The organism is Chryseobacterium sp. S0630 (assembly GCF_024158915.1).
Classification (GTDB): Bacteria; Bacteroidota; Bacteroidia; order Flavobacteriales; family Weeksellaceae; genus Chryseobacterium.
The window spans coordinates 33,980-57,820 of the sequence record NZ_JAMZGF010000019.1 but is presented as its reverse complement, the minus strand read 5'-3'; the positions used below and the strand labels follow the sequence as shown (position 1 = coordinate 57,820).

The window sequence follows — 23,841 nt, the reverse complement described above, 5'->3', positions numbered from 1 at the left end:
TCATTTTTTACTTAAAACTAGGTTGTATGAATGTAATGATTGCTTGCATGTAATATATCTGTTTTTTACTGTACCCAAATTCGTAAGAATGAGTTGTCAATGATTACAGATATTCTATACTTTATGAAAAGGCAAGCTTTTTCAATTCAAACGAGTCATTTTCATTACTTCTGCAATACCTTCTTCTTTTAAAATATCGTAATGGTCAAAAGTACTTTCAAAAAAATCAACCTTATTAATAAAATTTATATTATTCTCAATAAATGAATCCTGATCACCTTTTGCTTTAATATGGATAATCTCAGTATTAAGCTTTTTATTTGAGAGATCATTATAAACAAAGTGGAATGTACTCTCCACAATATGGGTTATTCTTCTAATGCTGTCCATCCCCAGATCTCCATTTTCCTGATTGATAAAATGAATAAAGCTTTCTCTGTCCTTACATTTTTCAAGGCAGTTTTTTATTGCTGTATCGTCAATATTACGAGTAAATACAGAATATAAAATGGTAACAAAATAGGGATCATCAAAGGAAATACTTTCCTTCTTCCTCTCATTCATTGTTCTATGATTGGGAGAACCGGGAGCAATAAGTAACATCCTATCAACAGTATCATTCATTTTTTCTAATTGAAAAGCAACTTCATAGGCAAGTTTTGCACCAAAGGAATATCCTACTAAGGTATAAGGACCTTTTGGATACTTTTTCTTTAAGATCTTAATATCCTCCAAAGCCATTTCTTCTAAACTTGTATAGGGAGCTTCATTACTATTCAGTCCATAAGCCTGAAATCCATATACTGGAGTGGAAGATATTTCTTTTCCCAGCGGTTTCAGGTTTAAAGGATAGCCACCTAATCCTGGCCAGCAAATGACAGGTTGTATTCCTTTGGCTTTATTAAGAGAAATCATTCTTGAGCTGTTTATAGTATCGGTATTCTGAATAACCACATCAGATAATGATACAATATCTCTTGCTTCAAACAGAATCTGGGCAGGAAGATTACATTTTAATTCTTTATTGATCCTGTTAATTAATAATAACGCAGAGAGTGAGTTTCCTCCTAATTCAAAAAAATCATCTTTTGTGGAGATCTCATCTATCTTCAAAAGGTTTTTCCACAGATCAAGTAATCGATGCTGAGTTTCATTTTCAGGCAAAAGAAATGGAGTAATACGTTTATTAATTATTTCCTGAGCGCTATTTTGAATTTCTATAAGATCAATTTTTCCATTGCTTGTTCTCGGTAGAGACTGCAGAATAACAATCCTGCCGGGTAACATATAATCCGGTAAAAATGAGGCAAGATCCTGTTTAATAATCTCTGCAGGACCTGCCATATGTACAGTATCTTCTTTCATCCCTCTGGAATATTTTTGGTCAGGAGATATCTTTCCTCCTAAGGCAAAATAAACTCCCGTCTTATCGTTCAGTTTAAGTATTTTTTTTATTTTCTTCGCTGCTTTAAGATCATTTCCACTTTTTGAACTATAGCCCGAAGATACAAAGCCCATCATCTGATCATTCATTTGAAAAATCTGCAGGAGTCTTCCCAATTCTATATATTGATCCCATGTCTCCACATGATTCAGAAAGCAGACACCAATTTCTGCGTTGTCATATATTCTTTGATTAATAGCAATAACATCGTTTTTTTCTATTTTTTCATCAGCAAGTGGCATCAATTCTCCATTGATATACTTATAAATTCCCTTATTGTCCAGGGTTTCTTTATTGAATTGAATCAGAATTTCAATCGCAATATTATCCTTCTCTTTTTTACGATCTCCTCTTATGATTGGAAATGACCCCAGATAATAATCCTCCTTACGGCATCCAAATAATTTTTCTTTAACACAATCTATTTCTTCACTATAATATCCTTTTCCGATACATTGTTGAAATTGCTTTAAAACATGATCAAAGAGACCAATGATGTGCCCAGCTTCAAACTCCAGAACTTCTTTGATATTATTTTTATAAACAGACTCAATAGCACTCTTTTTTCCTATAAAATGCAGGGTAATGGGTGATTTTTCATTAGCTGAACTTTCTTTATATTCATCAATGAGGAATAAAGTATGCATAATAGGATGATAATAATACAAACCATTTTTCAAGCCCTTCATATTAGCAGTCTCAAGGAAAATCTGAGTGGCATATAAGGCGCCTGGCGAAGCATAACCGTATTTGGGAAGTATTCTTTCCTGACTGTAAAAAGCTCCAAAATATCGCATTATATAGCCAAGATCCTGAAAGTGTATGTCTTTATATGAAGAAGGAACAAACCTGCCAATCTTACTGGTGAGAATTTTGGTAAGGCAATTCAAAACCTCATCTTTATGAACATGACCGCCTTCAAATGACCGATAGCTTTTTCTTGCAAAAATCTTTTCAGTCTGAAAGCTGTCTGAATAATAACCCGGAAGTTTTACGGATTCTTTACCTGTCAATTCTTTATCATTCTTGCATCCGGAATTGGATAATTGTGCCTTTACCTGAAGTTGATCTGATTTGGAGGCATGATGGTATGCATTTTCTACTCCCTGATCCATGAGAGCGGCTTCATTTGGATTCAATTCTATGAAAGCAACCAGCTGCTGTGTTGAATTTATCGTATTTTCGGATATAATCACTGCTGCATGACGTACCCATGGATGCTTTTCAATATTAATCTTTATTTCATCCAATTCTAGTCTGTATCCCCTTAATTTAACTTGATTATCCAATCGTCCTACAAAGTACAAATGAAGGCTCTCATCCTGAACGACCAAATCTCCGGTTTTATAATAATACTGATCATCAATTGTAACAAATCGTTCAAGGGTTTGCTTTGTATTCTTATAATATCCATTTGAAACCTGTATTCCTGAAATATAAAGCTCTCCTGTTTCTCCATTTGAACAATGGTTGCCCTTCTTATTTAACAGTAGAAAACTATGGTTACTTACAATATTACCAATAGGAATAGTATCTTTATAGTCTTCCATACTATCTTTTACAAGAATATGAGCGCTAATATTTATCGTACATTCTGTAGGCCCATAAAGATTAGTAATTTCAGCGTTGGGAAGCTGCTTAAAAATGCTTGCTGCTAATTTCCTGGTGAGTGCCTCTCCTCCGCTGAAAATACATTTTAATGTTTTACAGTCCCTAAAAAAGTCATTTTCTGTAAGTGCTTGAAGTAAAGTGGGAACGCCCTGCAAAGTATTAATTCCATATTGTTTTATCATACCCGTTATTTGGTCAGGGTTTTTATGAATCCCTGCAGGACCTATTACAACTTCACTTCCATTACATCCTGAAAGAATTTCCCATTGTGCTGCATCAAAACTGATGGGTGTTTTATGAAGTATTTTAGTTGAAAAACCAATATTATGCTGGCTTTCCAACCAGTTCATCTGATGAGATATATTTTTATGTTGTATCATAACCCCTTTGGGATTCCCGGTACTGCCCGAAGTGTAAATGATATAGGCAAGATCTTCTTCTGAGCTCCAAAAATCCAGTTCAGTATTGGTAATTTCATATTCACTAAGAAAACTTTCCACATCTTCTAAACAGATTATCTTCGTACTTTTCAAATTAAAAACGTGTAGTTTTTTTTGACATTCCCTGCTCGTTAATATATAATTGATACCACTATTATCAATCATGTATTGCAGCCGTTCTTCCGGATAGTCAAGAGATAGTGGAATATAAGATTTACAGGCCATTAATATTCCCCAAATTCCTAAACCCATTTCTACGGATGGTTCCATATAAATCCCAACCGGTTCTTTACTCAAGGATAAAAGCCGTAAATACAATGAGATTTTAAGACTTTCAATACAGACGTCATTAAAAGTCAGTTCTTTTTGACAGTCTCTTAAGTATATTTTCTCACTGTAATTCGTTTGTTGTGAAAAAAGGAGATAAGGAAGAGTTTCTTTTGAATAATTTTTTTTGAAATAGTTGCTATCCAAATAAGATTTTATGAATAGACTGTTGGAAGTAATAGTTCTGTTCATTATTAGGTTCAATTTTGAGTGGGTAGGTAATCGGAATATTCTATTTTCCGGTAAATCTGACCTTTACAATATCACTTGAATTCTGACTGTTTTCTGATTCTTCCTAAACCACAGGTTGCGAAGGATGAACAATCTCTTTATGAAATTGATCATAGAGTTCTATTTTAATTTTTTTGAAACAAAAAATATTTTAGAGGAATAATAGATTAGATCTCCTGCATCTGAAAACAGGCAGGAGATCCGGTAACAATATTTAAGTTAAATCTAATTTCAAAGTTGGATCTCCGGTTTTTAAAAAGGATATTTATAAATGATATTTTATTTTTGTCTTAATCAAAGATTCCAGAATGTTCATGTTTCTAACAAGAGCCGTTAGATTCTTAGAGTACATTCGGTAGACGTATTTAATTGTTATTAAAAATAATATTCAGCAGATACTGACAAACATCTATGCTTTCAATTGTTGAATTTGATTGTATTTCACTAATGAAAATAGGTTTATTATAATCATCCTTTGGAATAATTCCATGGGAACCATTTACCAGTGATGCATCCAGAGGGATTACATCCATAAGAGTCCTAAAGCCCAGTTTTTTTTGCAGAAGTTTAAAAATAATGATAGGTTTAATCATTGTTTTTGTAGGGTCCAGAAAAAGCTCAGCAGGATCATAACCTGGTTTTTTATGAATTTCAACAGTTCGGGCAAAGTCGGGAGCTTTTTTATCTTCCAGCCAATAGTAATAAGTGAACCAGCTGTTCTCTTCCGCCAGAAGAATAAGATCTCCAGAACGTTCATGATTCAGATGGTATTCTTTTTTTTCATCATCAGTGAGTACTTTTGCAATACCTGATCTTTTTTCCAGAGAATTTTTTAGCTCCGGAATAATGCTTTTATCTTTTACATAAATATGGGCTATCTGATGATCAGCAAGAGCAAATGCTTTGGACTCTCCAGGATCTAAAAGTTCACGGCCGTTTTCTTCCCTGATTTGCAGCAATCCTTTGTAACGTAACATTCTATTGATGTCTATAGGATTATTGACATTGGTAATCCCATATTCTGATAAGATGACGGGTTTTACTCCATGACTTTCATAAAATTCAATGAGATCCTTAACCACTTTATCAATAGCTTTTACTTCTTCATGTATTTCTTTAGAAGAGGAAGGAAATTTCTGACAGCAATAATCCAAATGTGGTAAATACACCAGATTTAAAGTTGGTTTGTACCAGGTATAAACTAATTTCGATGCATTGGCAATCCACTGGCTTGAACGAATGGTAGTTTTAGGACCCCAAAAATCAAAAAGAGGGAAGACTCCAAGTTGCTGCTGAAGACGTTTTCTAAGATGAGAAGGTTTAGAATAACAGTCCGGTTTTTTTTGACCGTCGGCTCTGTACTGTGGACGTGGGGTAACAGTGAAATCAGCATCCGAATACATATTGTACCACCAGAATAGATTGGCACAAGTAAAAGCAGGATTAATTTCTTTAGCCAGATCCCAAATTTTTGGAGACTGAATCAGCTTATTGGATTGTTTCCACATTTTTATCTCACAATCGGTTCTGTCATACCATCCATTACCTACAATCCCATGTTCAGAAGGCCATCTACCAGTCAGGTAAGTAGCCTGAGCTGAACAGGTTAATGCCGGAATTACCGGTTCGATGACACTTAGATGCTTATTCTTTTTCATCCATTGACTGATGAATAAATCAGAATCCTGAAGTAGGGTAGAAGTAAGGCCTACCACATTAATAACAACTGTCTGCTGCATAGTATGTATTATATTCTTAAAGCTGTTTGTTCTTGATTTTGTTAATCGTATCTGTAACCCATTTAAGTTCCCTCTCTATAGATTCAGTAATATTGGTTTGAAAGTGATCCGGAAGAACGTCCCAGGTGTAGGTTTCTACCTCTAAATGCAGAGAACATTCTGTTTCATACCAATATTGGAGAGTATTGATAATTTCATTCTGAGTAGTGCTCAACAATTCAAACTGATCCAGAAATATGGGTACATGGAAATGGGTACGCAGTTCTTCAAAACCGGGATGCCCCATTGAAACAATGGCAGGTCCAAGATCCTCAAATCGCTGGATACTTCCATCAGAATTTTTGATAACAGCCTGATGCAAATAAGTACTTTCGTCAAAAGCATGCAGGTAATTCTGGGCTTCCTTTACAGAAGCTTTTTCAGATGTATTAAATTGTAGGGCTGCACTGATCTGTATTTTTCCGATTTTCAGACCATGACTTTCCATTTTTTTCAAAACATCTTCACTTCTTTCAAAACCAACTGCAAAATGACAGACGTCAAAACAAAGCTGCACATGTTCCCGGATGTGTTGCTGTGCTTCTGTAAAAGTGCATTTAAGATGGACAGCAAGCTGGGACGCTCCTTCTTTGAGAAGATAATCTGTGAAAAATTGAATATACTCATCACTGGTTTCAATAATTCCGTCCGGTTCAGGTTCAATATTGAGATGCAGTTTCTTTTTGCAAAAACGGTTTATTTTTACCATTAAGGCAGTAATTTCCACCAGATGTTGCGTAGATTTTTGTTTTACGGTGACTAAATCTTCTTCAGTCTTAAACCAATGCCTGTAGGATAATGGAGATGTTGAAATACTGCCCTCAATGCCTGAAGGCAGCAGTTCTTTAAGAATGCTTATCAACAATACTGTGTAATCCAATCTTTCTGTACTTGTCCAGTCCGGAAGATGAACATGGTCTTTAACCGGTTCACCATGAAAGTTCCCATAGGGAAATCCATTGATGGTAAAGACATACATATTGTTCGTATGGAGCCATGATTTAAAATCTGAAAGTCTGTTCCCGCTTAGCAATTCTGTTGCTGCCTGATTAGAAAGCCGCAGACCAATACCAAAAGGCTTATCTGGTGAAATATTCTCTTTAACCGGAAGACAATAGGATTTTATATTAGTAAATATTTCCTCCCATGATTCTCCGCTGTGGATATTAGTACAATAACTTAAGTGGCTGTTGGGTGTAACTAGCATAATACATGAACAGATTGTGAATAGAAGGATAAATATTGAATCGAGTTGGCTATTGTAGTACTTAGGAGGGTATGTACTTCTTCACCTTTACCAATTTTAGACAATAGGGTAATGGTAAGCTCTCCTCCCAGATGTTCTCTGAACTCATCAATACTAGCCAGGATCTCATCAAAATGAGTAATTAAAAATGGATGTGTTATAGAAAAACCTAATACAAGAAGGCTGTCCAGGATTCTATTTAAGCTATCCAGATCAATTTTATTAGATAAATAAGAATAGGAAGCATCAAGAGCAATTCCAATGGCAACGGCTTCACCATGTAAAAGCTCATAGTTGGTGAGATGTTCCAGCTTGTGCGCTACCCAATGTCCAAAATCTAATGGTCTTGAAGAACCATTTTCAAAAGGATCTCCGTTTTTGGAAATGTGGTGTGCATGAAGTTCAGCACAGCGGAAGATTAATTCTTCCATAATGGCAATTTTTCCATTATTCAGAGCCAGAGCATGATCTTCTATCCAAGAGAAAAAGTTTTCATCTTTTATCAGTGCAACTTTTATAGCCTCAGAAATTCCGGATCTCCAGTTTCGGACATCAAGTGTTTTTAAAAAATCAGAATCATTGATTACGGCATAAGGAGGAGCAAATGTACCCAGGAAATTCTTTTTCCCAAAGTAATTGATGCCATTCTTTACTCCAATTCCTGAGTCATTTTGAGATAAAACGGTAGTAGGAATACGAATCAGTCTGATTCCACGGTGGGCTATAGCAGTCATATAACCCACTGCATCAAGCACTGCACCTCCGCCTATGGCTGCAACAAAAGAATGGCGGTCAACTTTATTATCATGAATAAATTGAAGGATTTTTTCGTGATCATCCTGATTATTTTTTATGGCTTCTCCACCTTTCATAACTAAAAATTGTTCAGGCAAAATACCGATATGATAATGGTTTAAATAATCAGTAATGACAGCCATAAGCTCAATGTTGGAGTCAGCAACCCCTTTATCTATGATAAAAACAATTTTACGCCTTTGATACTGCTGTTCCTGTTTGAGAATATTAATAAATGACGGATTGTCCAAATCAAAAATGGAACGGCTGAATATAACGTCATAATGGAAGGGAACCGCAAAGTTTTGTTGTATAATTTTTTGATCGTTCATGTTGTGAAAAATAATTTATGTAACTGCAAATTTTTTTGATAGTGTAGTGGATAATGGAAGCAGTATGAGTACCGGCAGGGCATGCAGTAAATCTGTGGAACCTGCAATATAACTGGCATTAAGGAGAATAAGTGATAAGACACCTGTTTTTACAGCTATTTTAATATAATCAGGCTGGTTAAAATGAATAGCCGAGAGCTTTGCCAGAAAATTGACTGCTAACCAGCAAAATAAAAGAGGAAGCAGATTGAGAATTTTCAAACCAATCAGATTTCCGATAAAGGTATACAGGAATATAAGCAGAAAATCCAGTAAAAAAGTAGAGAGAATCACAGATTTATTGTTTCCCTGGTTTTCTTTCTTTGAGATAAAAGTTACCCCTGTAATAAAGAGAGTGGATATAACGGCTATTAACCCATTACTCCAAACTGCATTATTGATAATACTGATACCCAGCAGCAGGTTGAATCCTCTGCATAATCCCATATTCAGAGAGCCGGCAAAAAAATAATATTTACTTACTGTATTATAAAAAAGAGCCAGAATGCAAATGCTTAGTGCCAGAAAACCACTTAATAATGATACTGAAAAGGCTGATATAATACCTATAGCAAACATGGAAATTCCCAGTATGACAGCTTCTTTTTTAGAAACCAAATGACGGGGAAGTATCCTTTCCGGTCGGGATATCATATCTGATTCCAGATCAAAAACATCATTAAAAACAATTCCTCCACCATACAGACCACTTGTTGAAATGACAAGCAAAAGAACATGAAGTAAAAGAGGATAATCCGTGTACTGATGAATCAATATTCCGGAAATTGCAACGCCTGCAAGGATATCAGAGATAGCTGTGATAATATTAGCCGGGCGCAGTAAAGCAAATAAATAATATATTTTACCAGACATTGGTTAATTTTTGATGATATTGTTAAAGGTGATTTCCTGTGATTCCTGACCTCTTAATATACTGTTGCCTTCAAACAGACAATCCTGTTGGATAATCATTTCATTTGACCAGTCACTTTCATTCATTTGCCCGCTTTGTGAATAAGCAGTAAGAGCATTTTTGTAACAGGTTAAATGTACATCTTCTTTGGATATCCCTCTTTCAAGCATTAAAGCTGCTGTTTTAGGAACAGATAACGGATCGCTTACTCCCCAGTCTGCAGAGCTGTCTACAATAATTCTTTCAGAACCATACTGTTTTACAACCTCTACCATACGCTCATTACCCATTTTTGTATTAGGATAAATGGTGAAAGCAGCCCAGTATCCATTGTCCAAAACGCATTTTGCTGTTTCCTCGTTGTTATGGTCTATTACGACCATATTTGGACTTACCCCATGTTCTTTCAGGACATTCATACTTCTGATTGTTCCGTTTTTTTTGTCCCTATGCGGTGTATGAACCATAATAGGTAAATTAAATTTCAAAGCCAGCTCAATCTGCAGTCTGAAATACTTGTCTTCAGCAGGGGTTTGGTCATCATAGCCAATTTCTCCAATGGCAACAACACCTTCTTTGGCTGCAAATAAAGGCAGCAGATCCATTACTTTCTCAGCTAAAGCTTCGTTATTGGCTTCCTTGGAGTTCAGTCCAATGGTACAGTAATGTTTTATTCCGAATTGTGACGCCCGGAATCTTTCCCATCCTACCAGTGTGCTGAAATAATCTTTAAAAGAGGAAGCTTCTGTTCTGGCCTGTCCCAGCCAGAATGCAGGTTCAATTACAGCAACTATTCCTGCTGCGCGCATTGCCTGATAATCATTAGTGGTTCTTGAAACCATATGAATGTGTGGATCGATAAAGTACATAGTGTTTATTTTATTTATTTATTTATTTGAATGTAATATTGTTCTCCTATATAGTTCCATAAAGTAGTATTTATGGGTCTTAATATATTATTGCAGGTGTTGGAAGCATTTTCTCTGAGTACGATGATGGCTGCATGTTTGGACAGTGGGTCACCAGATTCAATAACCTTCAACAGATCTGAGGTAATCTCTTTATTGACAAATCCATCCATCAATCGCCAGATCTCCGGCGATACTGTTCTTCCGGCAGACCATCTTTCGTGAATATAGTCGGTAGCAATGAAAGCCAGTATTTCATTTTTACGCAGATCCAAATTGGTGATCTGATAGAGTGGACGCCCCATAAATAATGCTTTAAGAACAAGCTGATTCCAGGATTTCAGAGGAAGATATTTGGCTGCAAAAGGATTTAAAAGTGCTATAGAATCAAAAATAGAAGTGATATTGGTTCTGATACCTTCTTCCACTAGGGGAACAAACTCAAATGCATTTTCCAGGAAGAATATTCCTTTATAAATACAGATAAGCTCGTTGATATCTGCTGACTGTGTTAGTTTTTTTACGATAGTTACGTTTTGATCTTCAGGAATATGAGCCATAAGCAGACATCGGCAGAATTGCTGGAGATTCCATTGCCCAGAGGTAAGGCCTGGGTAAAGTTGCTCAAGGTTGATTTTTTCAGATCTACTCCATTGTGGTGAATCAGAGGGAATCATACGGGAAATCAGCCCGAAGTTCTGAAAGAAAAGGTTTTCATTTTCAAAGAGTATAACAGTTTTCATCCAATCCATCTGAGCTTCTGAAAGCCTGGTTTGGATCAATGAATATAAAATTTCGCAGGAATTATTTTTTATAGTATTCTCTGTCATTCCGGTAGTATTTTTGAATTGTTATATAATTGTAGATGTATTTATCGGCTGCCAAAAAATTGATTTCGTGTAAATTCTTTGTCATTAAGAGTATTTAAAAACAGGATCAGTTTTGAAATGTCTTCTTTTTGTAAACTGATGGACTTCAGCGCCTTGTTTTGGAATGAAGGATTTTTATTTTTTTTATTGGTATAAAATTCAATGACTTCTTCCAGAGATTCATATCTTCCGTCATGCATATAGGGGTAGGTATAAGAGATATTTCTAAGAGTTGGAATTTTAAATTTAAATCGATCCTCTTTTTTTTGTGTAACCTGATACACGCCATAATCCTTTAAATTTTTGTCAATGGGAAGTCCGTTATTCTCAAATCGGTTGGTGGTGAACAAAGGTTCTGTATGACAGGAAGAGCAATTTGCTTTAAAAATTTCATAGCCTTTTTGCTCATCTTCAGTAAATTTTTCTGATCCCCGCTGTACCCTGTCGTATTTTGAATTGGCCGAAACCAGCATAAGCATATATTGTGACAAAGAACGAAGTATTCTTGCATTGGTAATCTCCTCATCGCCATACGCTTCTCTGAACAAAGAAAGATAATAGTCATTGGCTTTTAATTTCTTCTTGATGTTATCCAGATTTTCATCCATTTCCAAAGAATCATTAATGGGAGAGACCGAAAGCACATGGATATCATTGATTCTGCCATCCCACATAAATTGATCCATCCAGGCCAGATTGATGAGTGCCGGAGCATTTCTCTTACCAAATTTATCTTCAATTCCATGGCTCAGATTGTGGTCTACATGGGCGAATGACATTTCCTGAGTATGACAGCTTGCACAGGAAATCGTATTGTTTCTGGAAAGAATAGGATCATGAAAAAGCTTTTTACCCAGATTATAGGCCTCGGCAGATAAAGGATTTTCTTTGAAATTATATTTTGTTTCCGGAAAACCTATAGGAACGTTGAAGTACAATGGGGTAGTATTGAAATCTTCCACCATCATGAAAGAAAGTGTGAGAAGACTTAAAAATTTTATTGGAAACATTTTTTAAAGAATTGTGAAAAGGAAAGGGAATCGTCATTGATAGACATAATGGTCTTTTTTCTGTTATCATTAAGGAAATCAAGGACAGGCTTGAGTTCAATATCTGTTATAAGGGTATCTGTTCCCTGATCTATTTTTTTTACGGTAAATGTTGTGTTGTAGTCCTGGGAATTGCCGCCTATATGGAAAACAAAAGGCTGGTTGTTCTTGTTATTTTTGTAAGATCCTTCAATTTTATAATTAATATATCCGGCACGCCAGGACCAAAACATACCATGGATAGGATCAAGCTCATTCTCCATATCGCTGTTTTTGGTGGTAAGGCTGTCCAGTCCGATGGTAAATAAGACTGATTCTACTTCTTTAACACTGCTTTTAGGCAGTTGTATCATCCACGATTCTTTTTTTGTTAGATTGTAAAGGAAGACCTTGTCGATAATTTCAGATGAGCCATCTTTATAATTGATCGTAAAATTAGAAACGTAAAATTTGAATAACTTAATTGTCAGCAGTTGATCTTTAGGATGCTGCTGGGAAGTATGTATTATTTTTTCACCGTTAAGAAGGGGATTAAACTTAATGTTTAGACTATCCCTTGTAGATGAATATACATTGGGGCTAAGTAGTAACATGGTCAATAAAAACAGTATTTTTTTCATAATATAAAGAGGTGCGCCGTTAAGGCGCACCATTGTGATTGAATTCTACTTTTTAATAATTTTCTTAGTAGCTCTTTCTTTTGTTGAAGCGTTACTGAACACAATAGTGTAAGTTCCGTTTGGATATTTAGAAATATCTACTGTCGCATCCTGTATTGGCCCTTTCTTTAGTTCTCTTCCTGCCATATCGTAAATACTATACTCTGTATAATTTTTTATGGCACTATAGCTGAAGTTTACACTTGAACTGGTTGGGTTCGGATAGACAAGATCACTGTCCACTGGAAGTTCTGGTTTATCTCCGTTTGGAGCAGAAATTGCCTTGGCATTGTTACCCATTCTTGCAGTAGTTGTACACTGGCTCTTAGGAATCCATCCACTTGTTTTTGTATTGGTCCCTAATGAGTTGGTTGCTTTCAACGAAACTTTATAGTAGCCAGCAGCATAATTAGGTAATGTAAATACAAAATCTTTGTTGGTATTGGTTAAGATATTGTAGTATTGATTTCCTTCCTGAACAGTCCACTCATAAGTAGTAGCAGCTCCTCCGGCACTTGTATTGATAATCGTATTATTTCTATTCGTACACAATGTTGTAGGCTCAGTAAAATTAGCAACCGGAGTAACAGTAGGATCACATATTTTCTTATTAAGCCATGCACTATACTTTATACTAGATGACTGACCAAAATATGGATTAGTAGCTGTTAATTTGATATAGAAACTATTAGAAGTACTATTATCAGGCACTTTAAGATCATAATCTTTGTTTGTACTGGTTGAAACAACCTGACCATTTGTATCAAATAATTCCCATTTATAGCTATTTAAAGTTCCTCCAGTACTAGTGTTTACTACCTTTGAACTAACATCAGTACAGATGGCAGTCGGATCTGTAAAATTGGCAGAAGCTTGTGCAGCATCATTGACTTCAAAATCAACATATACTGGATTGGCATTACCATAATTAGTACTTCCGCTAATTCCTCCTGCTTGTAATAGAATGATTCTCGCCGCTCCGGATTCTCCTGTGAAAGTTATTTTACCAGAATTATCAACATTGATAGGTCCAGATATTCTTCTGAATGATATTGGTAATCCTGAAGATGCATAAGCCGATAAATTAAAGGATGCAGAATTCTTATTTAAAAAAGCAGGTGGATTTTGAACGGTAATCGTCTGATTTTGCAATCCATTACAAGTTTGGAAAATCTGCTTACTGAACTCTGTTTCAGCACCATCTGCATCTTTTACTTTTACCAAGACTTCAAACCAATAGGTTGCTCCTTCTCCACACCCTCCTTCTGGTACAAAAGTGGTATTGGTAGTTGAGCCATAGATTATTGAGCCGTAGTGAATATGGTCATCATGGTGCCTGTTCACTTGCATGGTATAGGTTAAGTTAGCAGCACTTGTCAAATCATCAGTGGCCGCAACGCTAATATCAACATTGGTAGAGCTTGGATGAGTATTAGGTAAGGTTTGAACAATAGTATTATCAGATGACCTCTTCACCACTACATCCTGAATAACAGGAGCATTGTTGTTAAGATAGATTTCTTTGGTGGCAATATTGGTTGCACCTCCTGCATCAGTAACAGTAAGGGTTACCACTCTTTTACCAGGAGCAGAGTTTGGAATCGTAAAGGTACGGACTGGGTTCACTTCAGTAGAAGTGGTTCCGTCTCCAAAATTCCATAAATATTGTAAGTTTTGAGTTTCCTTGTCATAAGAAAGTCCACCGTAAAATTGTACTGTACTTTCACCTTGTTTAATAAAAGTTTTATCAGATTTAATGAGTGCTGTTGGGGTGTAATTACCGGTTATCTCTAATCTTGAAATAGAATTTGAAACTCCACCGTTTGAATAGTTTACAGTATAAATATATCCGTCGTATGGATTGGTATATAAATGGACAATGCCACCTGCATTAATAACCTTGTATACCTTTGCCGGACTTGAAAAATTGGCATTTGTACCATTTTCATTAAACTTAATACCCATAAGTTCATAACCAACATAATCTGCAGCCAGAACCGTGTTTGTTAGGGCACCATTATACCTGTCAGCAATAATATCTTTAGGATAAAAGGTGTTACCGGTAGAAGAGGTACCTTGATGATTATATGAATCAGAAGATAGATTATACCAAAGCACAGCGTTACCGTTTTGGTTAATCTTACTGTCTCCTCCCCAACCTTTGTTGGCATTATCTTTATGAGGCCATGAATATAAAGGGAACTTGAAGGTGTAAGAAGGGTCTTTTGGAAAGGTAGTAAACTGTTCACTAATCCTTGCATTATCAAATCCTTCATAATGAGGCCATCCTCCATTGTCCCCCATGGAATATAGGGCCGCTTCTTCCCAGGCATTTTCTCCTGTATCACTTACTAAAAATTGTCCAGGACCGCCTCCAAGAACATTCTGTGTCAGAGGTGTTACTCTATAAGGGTTTCTAACACCCATTACCGCCACTCTGGATTGGGCACTTCTCGGTTGAGATGAATCATAATAGGGATTTCCAGGTATTCCGTCTCCGGTATCCTTATTAATCCTTAAAATCTTACCGGAAAGAGACGTTTTTGATTGAGCTCGCATTGGTTGTAGTTTTAGCTCTGCCTGAGTAATAATACCTCGTTCAATCGCTAGCTTTCCATCGGGAGTTGTCTCTATCGATGAATCTAATGCAAGGTTACCATCACCAATAGAGAGCATTAAGTTACCGTCTGCACCGAAAAAAGCAGAGCCAACCCCGTGTGTTGAAGCAAAAATAAGTGGTCCATCTGAATAATCATATTTTCCATTTACTACTTTAGGGGCACCTACTAATATTTTTCGGGAATTGTAGTCAAGCACCCCATTTTTATAGGTATACCTGGTACATCTTCCAATAGTTGGGGAAAGTTGATCATTAGTATTTACATTGGGGAATAAAATGCGGGGTTCTACAGTATACCATAAATAAATATAACCATTAACAGCAAACTGAGGGTCAAGAGCAAATCCTAATAATCCATGGTCAGCAAGATCTGGACTCATGACTTCACCTGAAATATCAATAACAGTAGAAATGTTACCTCCATTGGGAGCGATTTGTTTTACCTTACCACCTTTCTCCCAGACAAAGGCATTTCCACTAGGGTCAAAAACAACACCAACCGGAAGATCGAAACCTGACTTGTAGGGTTGAAGCTGAAAATTCTGACTGTACACATCACATAATCCGGCCAGGAATAGTGACAAAAACATAATTTTTTTCATTATTTTTTTATATAATTATAATAATATTCATGGTGTATACGAATGTGAAAGAAATTCCCCGGGGTCATGAATATTTGTGCGCAAATATCCCATTTAAATCCCTTTTAAAGGATGTAATGTATGTAGGAATAAATTGATTGAATGCTGAAATAAAATGTGAAAATATCGTTAAAAAACTACAAAGATTATAGGTATTATTTCCTATGGTAGTGAAAAAAAATATAGCGCTTCTGCTCTTACTGTGTGTGGGATCAGGCTCATTATCCATCCTGTTGTTTTGGGGTAATACTACAAGAAAGGATTCTTTGTCTATGAGTTGTGATGAAGTACCTTCATTATTGATCATTAAATAGCAAACATAGGATTTAAAATATTAATTGTATGTATTTGTTTTTTAAGGAAAAAACTAGACGTTGGTTGTGGTTTTTTTGCAATTTAAAAAGAGAGTGAACTTAATGTTTAGGCTATGGTTTGTGGTTGAATAAGAATTAACCCGGTTAATAAAACAATTTTTTGCATGTTATAAAAAGTGCGCCGTTAAGGCGCACCATAGTGATTGAAATTTACTTTTTAATAATTTTCTTGATAACCCTTGCTTTTGTTTGGGTATTGATGAATATGATTGTATAAGTTGCGTTTGGATACTTGGAAATATCTATTTTCGCATCCTGTATTGAACCTTTTTTCATTTCTCTTCCTGCCATATCGTAAATACTATACTCGGTATAGCTTTGTAAGGCACTGTAGCTGAAATTAACACTTGAACTTGTTGGATTTGGATAAACAAGATCATTGTCTATTGGAAGTTCTGGTTTATCTCTTTCTGAAGCATAAATTACTTTATTGTTAAGACTTGTTTTTGTTGTACATTGATTCTTATACATCCATGCGCTGGTTTTTGAGTTGGTTCCTGATGAGTTGGTTGCTTTCAAAGTAACCTGATAATAGTATGCGGGAAGATTAGGTAATGTGAATACAAAATCTTTGTTGGTACTGGTAAGAATATTTTGATACGTATTTCCTTCTTTCAGCGTCCATTCATAAGTGGTGTCAGGTCCATTGCTACTTGTATTAATGATCGTATTATTGCTGTTAGTACATAATGTATTGGGTGCGGTAAAGTTGGCAAGAGGTGGGGAGGCTATAGCAGAACATTGTTCTTTATAAATCCATGCACTGGTTTTTGTATGAGTCCCTGATGAATTGGTTGCTTTTAAAGTAATTTCATAATAATAGGCAGGGAGGTTAGGCAATGTGAATACAAAATCTTTGTTGGTACTGGTAAGAATATTTTGATAAGTATTTCCTTCTTTCAGCGTCCATTCATAAGTGGTACCAGGTCCATTGCTACTTGTATTAATGATCGTATTATTGCTGTTAGTACATAATGTATTGGGTGCGGTAAAATTAGCAAGTGGAGAGGAGGTTGTAGCAGAACATACTTTTTTAGCTATCCATCCACTTGATCTTGTATTTGTTCCCAGGGAGTTAGTAGCAATCAGTTCTATTCTAAACCAGGTAGAAGTACTGTTAGGAATGGTAAAATCAAAATCTTTATTAGGGCTGGTAAGAACAATCTGATTATTACCATCATATAATCTCCACGTATAAGTAGAAGATCCACCGGTACTATTATTGATTACTTTTACACTCTTGTCTGTACATACTTCAAATGGATCTGTAAAATTAGCAACTGGTGTAGCATCATTATTAACTTCAAAGTCCAGGTAAACAGGATTGGCATTTCCATAGGTGGTATCTCCTGCCTGTAATAGAATGATTCTTGCAGCTCCGGCTCCTCCGGTAAAGGTAATTTTTCCGGAATTATCTATATTGATAGGTCCGGAAACCCTTCTGAATGAAATCGGTAGCCCTGAAGATGCTGCAGCATTCAAAATATATGGATTAGCATACTTGCTGATTTTCGTTAATGGGTTTGAAACGGTGATCGTCTGATTTTGCAGCCCGTTGCATGTTTGGAAGATTTGTTTGCTGAATTGTGTTTCAGCACCTTGTGCATCTTTTACTTTTACCAAGACCTCAAACCAATAGGTTGCTCCTTCTCCGCATCCTCCTTCTGGTACAAAGGTAGTATTAGTTGTTGAACCGTTGATTACTGAGCCATAATGGATATGATCATCATGGTGTCTGTTTACCTGCATGGTATAGGTTAAGTTAGCAGCACTTGTCAAATCATCAGTGGCCGCAACGCTAATATTAACATTGGTAGAGCTTGGATGAGTATTAGGTAAGGTTTGAACAACTGAGTTGTCAGATGACCTCTTTATCGCAACATCCTGAATAACAGGAGCATTATTATTAAGATAAATTTCTTTGGTGGCAATATTGGTTGCTCCTCCTGCATCAGTAACAGTAAGGGTTACCACTCTCTTATCTGCATTAGAATTTGGAATCGTAAAAGTACGAACCGGGTTCACTTCAGTAGAAGTGGTTCCGTCTCCAAAGTTCCATAAATACTGTAAGTTTTGAGTTTCTTTATCATAAGAAAGATCACCATAGAATTGTACTGTATTTCCATTCTGATTAATAGAATTTTTATCAGATTTAATGATTGCTGTTGGAGCATAATTGCCTGTTATAGCTAATCTTGAAATCGAATTTCCATTGCCATCATAATTTACAGTATAAATATATCCGTCGTATGGGTTAGTATATAAATGAACAATACCACCTGCATTAAGGGCCTTGTATACCTTTGTTGGACGTGAGAAATTGGCAGCGGAATTATTTTCTTCAAATTTGATGGCCATAAGATCACTTCCTACATAGTCACCCACCAAAACAGAGTTTGCTAAACTACCACCATATCTGTCTGTACTAATTTCTCTTGGATAAAAAGTATTGGCGGTAGAAGAGGTACCTTTATGGTTGTATGAATCAGAAGAAAGATTGTACCAAAGGGTCGGATTTCCGTCTTTGTTGATTTTGCTGTCTGTTCCCCAGAGTTTATTAGGGTTACCATTATCTGGATGAGCCCATGCATATAAGGGATATTTGAAAGTGTAAGAAGGATCTTTTGGAAAGGTAGTAAACTGTTCATTGATTCTTGCGTTATCAAATCCTTCGTAATGTGGCCATCCTCCGTTGTCCCCCATAGAGTATAGGGCTGCTTCTTCCCATGCATTTTCTCCGGTATCACTTACTAAAAACTGCCCAGGTCCGTTTCCTATAATATTCTGTGTAATGGCAGTAACCCTGTAAGGATTTCTAAGACCCATCACTGCTATCCTGGATTGCGCACTTCTTGATTGGGTTGAATCATAATACGGATTCCCGGGTATTCCATCTCCTGTATTTTTATTTACTCTTAAAATCTTACCGGAAAGAGAAGTCTTTGATTGAGCTCGCATTTGTCGTAATGATTGCTCAGCCTGAGGGAGAATGCCTCGTGCAACTCCTTGTGCTCCTGCCTGATCCCCCAGAGAACTATCTCCAACAGAAAGCATTAAGCTACCATCCGCTCCGAAAAATACACTTCCAACCCCGTGTGCCGTTGCTAGAATAGGAGGTCCATCTGTAAAACCATATTGGGTATTATTTCCTACCAACACCTTCCTGGTACCAGGATCAAGAACACCATTGGTATAAGTGTATCGGGTACATCTTGCAATAGTTGCAGAAAACTGATCATCAGCATTTAATCCAGAGAATAGAGTCCGGGGTTCTACAATATACCATAAATACACATAGCCATTACTGGCAAATTGAGGATCAAGAGCAAATCCTAATAACCCATGATCATCACCACTAGGATTCATCACTTCATTTGAAATATCAATAATTGTGGTGACATTACCTCCATTCGGGGCTATTTGTTTTACCTTACCAGCTTTTTCCCAGACATACGCATTGCCACTACTGTCAAAAACTACTCCAACTGGTAACTCAAAGCCTGCTTTGTAGGTTTGAAGTTCAAAATTTTGACTATACACATCACATAATCCGGCAAGGAATAGTGATAAAAACATAATTTTTTTCATAATTTTATAAATATTAATATGGTTAATCTTTCGTAAAAACGTTATATTAATTCTCTTTAATGTGATACTTGTGTTGTAAATATCATATTTAAATCCCTTTATGTAGAAATAATGTGTGTAGAAATAAATTGTCGGATGATTAAAAGAAAATGTGAAAATATCATTAAAAAACTACAGTTTTTTATGTTTTTTTTTTTTCTTAATGCAGGGAGGAATAATGACCTGTTTTTAGCACATTTTGTTTGGTTAAATGAACCGGGATATAGATTGCTGGCGTTGAAATAAGGGATTATTTTTTCTATAACTTTATCACATACTTCAAAAAAAGAGAAAGATGAGCAGTAGCCCATCTTTCCACAAACACTTACAAAAAAAACCTACGGTTTATATCCTGAAGGGATGTTTTCTAAACTAGGATGTTGAAATAAATACAGATAATATTATTCTTAACAAAATTCCGGATTAATCCAAGGCCAAAATTTCTATGACGATGAGCGTTGTCAAATATTTTTATGATATTTTGTAAGTGAAATCTATTATTACAAAGCTATTGAAATAAGTAAAGCGATAGAGAATTAAAATTGTAGATATTGTACTACGGATAAGAAGTTATTTATTGCTGTGTGGTAAATAAGTTTTGGTCTTTTTTAAAACAAAAGGATGAGCAAAACTGCTCATCCTTTTTTACAATGTACTGATTCTAAATTCGGACTATATCATAAGGTACAATTGAAAAGTTTGTGAAAATTTTATATAAATGATATTTTTTAATCAGTATATTTATATAATGATGTTTGTACTTTACGGATATTATCAGGATTAGTGTGTAATTTTCCAAGAAAATTAGCATTAGGATACATTACATCATCAGCAAGATCAACGTGTTCAGCTCCCATATTATGCCCGCACTCATGGGTCAGTACCGTGCTATAGTCATCACAAGCAACTAATATTGAGTTTCCATGAATATATGGATTGGAATTATCACTATCTCTGTAGAAATTAAGATAAGCTTGACCGGCATGGTCCTCCCAAGCATCTGCATATAATACAAATCTTACGAATCTACCTGAACCTGTAAAAGGATGGCTAACAGACCAATTTGATAATTTAGTCATCTGGGCACCTGAGGTAGCTACCTTTGATGTTGCGTTTGCCAATTCTGCTAATTCTTCTACATAAGCTTCGTTAAAAGTGTCGTCCGGATTACGTATAGAGTTGGTAAGTTGATATTGGGTAAGGTTTACTGTAAATCTTGCATCAACGTTATATAATGTATTTACTAATTGTGCATATTGTCCATCAATATCAGCATTTCCATACATTTTTACAAGTTGTAGATTATAAGTTTGAACTTCATAAGGTCTGCCTTGTTTTGAGGCAGTCATATTTGATATTTTATTGATAGCTGGATTAGAATGTAAATCTGTGTTACATTTTCTATGACTTTCTATTGATCCTCTTTTTTGTACAGTAGCGGTCTCATTTAATAAAATATAATGATTTGAATTTTCAATAGTTACATTATAAAGACTATTGTCATTTATCATTTTTTCGTTCACTTGGTTTAGTAATTGCTGGCCATTGATCCCTTTTTTTTGAGCAAAAGCAAGAAATTCTGATTTCTGTTTTCCCTGGGGATTAAATTCAATTTTTTTGTAACCAATATTTAGCTCATTTTTCCCTTTTAGCCTAAAATCCTGATTTTTGTCTTTATAAAACAGGTCAAAACCATTTTCGCCGACAATCATAATAGCTCTATTTTGGTTTTCATCACCTGTATTGACTGAGCCAATAAGTGTTCTCATTTTTCCAAATAAAGTACTATTAATACTCTTTAGTTCAAAATTAAGTTTTGTGCCATCATTTTTAATGAGTATGAATTTTCTAACCTCTCCTTCCTTTTCAATAGGTTTTGCAAACTCCGGAACTAAAGGTAATTCTGAAATTTTGTACATACTGCCATTATTGGTTACGATACCGCTATTAGCAGGCGAACTGGTTTCAAGGTTTTCATTGTGACATGAAACAAACAGAGTGGCTGCAAAGGCCATTGAAATCATAATTTTTTTCATAAATATAATTCTTTAATCGGTGACAAAATTACTCTCTTGTCTGTGAAATAATAAAGAATAAATGTAGATATTGAACTACACATGTGAAAATATTAATGATATTATTTGTCGTTTTTTTGGAACATAGAGTAATATAATAAAAGGATGAGCAAAACTGCTCATCCTTTTTACAATGTACTGATTCTAAGATCCGGATTATATTAAATATATTTACTATTAATAAGTTAATGACCCTTTTATGTTAGAGATGTTGGTAGCGTCATAATGCTTATGTGTAAAATTGGCACTTTTATACATCAAATCGGAATAACTATCTACATGTTGGGCTCCTAAATTGTGACCACATTCATGTGCGAAGGTATTACTATAATCGTCACAAGCTATCAGTGCTGAATATTTACGATAAAAACTATTCGTACTTTTTTTATACATATCTGGTCTTGCCAGCCCCAAAGTTCCTGACGCCCATGTTGAAGCATCCCAAGTACTTTCATACAATGCAACTCTAATTAGTCTTTCTGCATTATTAAGATGGCTTGAGCCAATCCAGTTTTCAAATTTTTCCAATTGCTCAGTCGAATTATATACTTTAGAAAATGCTGTGTTATAATTTAGCTCGTCTTCTACAGATAGCGGGAAATCTGGATTACCAGGACGCCCTTGATATTGAGTAACATTGGGTAGAATTGTTTCAAATCCTGAATCTACTGAATTAAGTGATGTTAAAAGAGCAGCGTAAGATGAGTCAAAATCAAAAGTACTGTCACTATATACAATCTCAATATTATATGCACGCAAAGACCCTGAATTTTTGCCATATGATTTTTCAGAAGATGGAAAGGGAAGAGAATCTGCATTACATTTTCCATAATTTTTACCGGAACCCTTTTTCTGTAAGGTAGCTGTTACATTAATTAAGGAATAATAGTTTGACTTTTCCACTGCTACCTCATAACGTTTATCATTATCAACAGGTTTTTTATTCGCTTCCTGTAATAAATGATCACCGTCTAATCCTTTTTTCTTAGCCAAAGCCAGAAACTGATTTTTGTGATTTGGGTTGATTCCCAGATTTCCTTTTTGCAAACCAATATTGAGATCCTGATTACCCCTTAATCTGTAATCCTGATTCTGATCTGTGTAAAATAAGTCAAAACCATTTTCTCCTACAATCATGATGGCTTTTTCTTTATTTTGTCCACTTGTATCTACTGTTCCCATAAAGGTTCTCATTTTTCCAAATAGAGTTGCTTTGTTGCTTATAAGTTCAAAATTCAATTGTGAACCATCATTTTTAATCAACGTGAATTTTCTCACTTCTCCTTCTTTTCCAATAGGCTTTGCAAACTCCGGTATTAATGGTAATTCCGAAATTTTGTACATACTGCCATTATTGGTTACGATACCGCTATCAGCAGGTGAACTGGTTTCAAGGTTTTCATTGTGACATGAAACAAACAGAGTGGCTGCAAAAGCCATTGAAATCATAATCTTTTTCATAAATATAATTCTTTAATTGGTGATAAATTTAATCACTTAATAGTGATATAATAAAAAGACTGATGTAAAAATTAAACTACATATATGAAGATATTAATTGCTTTTATTGTCGTCTTTTTTATTGCTATAATAATATTGTGAATGGTATATACTTGCCAATTTTTAGGCTCCGGCAATAATAACATCGTAATCCGGAACAATTAATCTCCTGGAATAATTGTTTTCGTGATAACTTCTTTCAGAATGTCATGGTGTATTTCTAACTTCGAAAATATATTTTTCAGTTTTAAACTTTGTAATTTTTAATGATATTTATAGTTTCTACACGTTATTCTTAAAACTTAAACAATATTGATTTCCCCATAAAAAACTACCCCCAAAAAGTCAGATACTTTTTGGGGG

At 35.3% G+C, this 23,841-nt stretch carries 13 protein-coding genes; all 13 read right to left on the bottom strand.

Translation table 11 applies throughout. The annotated features are described in order from the left end of the window. Positions 1-141 precede the first annotated feature (141 nt). On the bottom strand, positions 142-4,014 hold the full coding sequence (locus tag NK356_RS10710; RefSeq protein WP_253316958.1) for an amino acid adenylation domain-containing protein: 3,873 nt from the start codon (positions 4,012-4,014) through the stop codon (positions 142-144). 404 nt (positions 4,015-4,418) lie between these two features. After that, a complete protein-coding gene (locus tag NK356_RS10705) occupies positions 4,419-5,792 on the bottom strand; it encodes a nucleotide pyrophosphatase/phosphodiesterase family protein (protein ID WP_253316957.1) in 1,374 nt (457 codons plus the stop codon). Positions 5,793-5,808: 16 nt separating this feature from the next. Then, positions 5,809-7,038, bottom strand: coding sequence for a metabolite traffic protein EboE (gene eboE, locus NK356_RS10700; RefSeq protein WP_253316956.1), 1,230 nt, complete (start codon positions 7,036-7,038; stop codon positions 5,809-5,811). After that, positions 7,032-8,204, bottom strand: a complete 1,173-nt coding sequence (locus NK356_RS10695; protein WP_253316955.1) for a 3-dehydroquinate synthase — start codon at positions 8,202-8,204, stop codon at positions 7,032-7,034. Before NK356_RS10695 ends, eboE begins: the two co-directional genes overlap by 7 nt. Positions 8,205-8,219: 15 nt before the next feature. Next, entirely contained in the window at positions 8,220-9,116 is an 897-nt protein-coding gene (gene eboC, locus NK356_RS10690; RefSeq protein WP_034700054.1) for a UbiA-like protein EboC, read from the bottom strand. 3 nt (positions 9,117-9,119) lie between these two features. Further along, positions 9,120-10,025: a TatD family hydrolase gene (locus NK356_RS10685; RefSeq protein ID WP_034700052.1), complete on the bottom strand. Its 906-nt coding sequence runs from the start codon at positions 10,023-10,025 to the stop codon at positions 9,120-9,122. 14 nt (positions 10,026-10,039) lie between these two features. Beyond that, a complete protein-coding gene (locus tag NK356_RS10680) occupies positions 10,040-10,894 on the bottom strand; it encodes an EboA domain-containing protein (protein WP_253316954.1) in 855 nt (284 codons plus the stop codon). A 41-nt stretch (positions 10,895-10,935) separates the two neighbouring features. After that, the gene (locus NK356_RS10675; protein ID WP_253316953.1) at positions 10,936-11,943 is read right to left on the bottom strand and encodes a cytochrome-c peroxidase; all 1,008 of its coding nucleotides are present in this window, start codon (positions 11,941-11,943) and stop codon (positions 10,936-10,938) included. Continuing rightward, on the bottom strand, positions 11,931-12,575 hold the full coding sequence (locus NK356_RS24260) for an MbnP family protein (RefSeq protein WP_367399302.1): 645 nt from the start codon (positions 12,573-12,575) through the stop codon (positions 11,931-11,933). Before NK356_RS24260 ends, NK356_RS10675 begins: the two co-directional genes overlap by 13 nt. A 72-nt stretch (positions 12,576-12,647) precedes the next feature. Then, positions 12,648-15,863: a PQQ-dependent sugar dehydrogenase gene (locus tag NK356_RS10665; RefSeq protein ID WP_253316951.1), complete on the bottom strand. Its 3,216-nt coding sequence runs from the start codon at positions 15,861-15,863 to the stop codon at positions 12,648-12,650. Between the two features lie 563 nt (positions 15,864-16,426). Next, positions 16,427-19,864 (bottom strand): PKD domain-containing protein, encoded by a 3,438-nt coding sequence (locus NK356_RS10660; RefSeq protein WP_253316950.1) that lies wholly within the window; start codon positions 19,862-19,864, stop codon positions 16,427-16,429. Positions 19,865-20,631: 767 nt separating this feature from the next. After that, a complete protein-coding gene (locus NK356_RS10655) occupies positions 20,632-21,939 on the bottom strand; it encodes a zinc-dependent metalloprotease family protein (RefSeq protein WP_253316949.1) in 1,308 nt (435 codons plus the stop codon). Positions 21,940-22,155: 216 nt separating this feature from the next. Then, complete coding sequence (locus NK356_RS10650) at positions 22,156-23,439, bottom strand: zinc-dependent metalloprotease family protein (RefSeq protein WP_253316948.1); 1,284 nt, start codon at positions 23,437-23,439, stop codon at positions 22,156-22,158. Positions 23,440-23,841 lie beyond the last annotated feature (402 nt).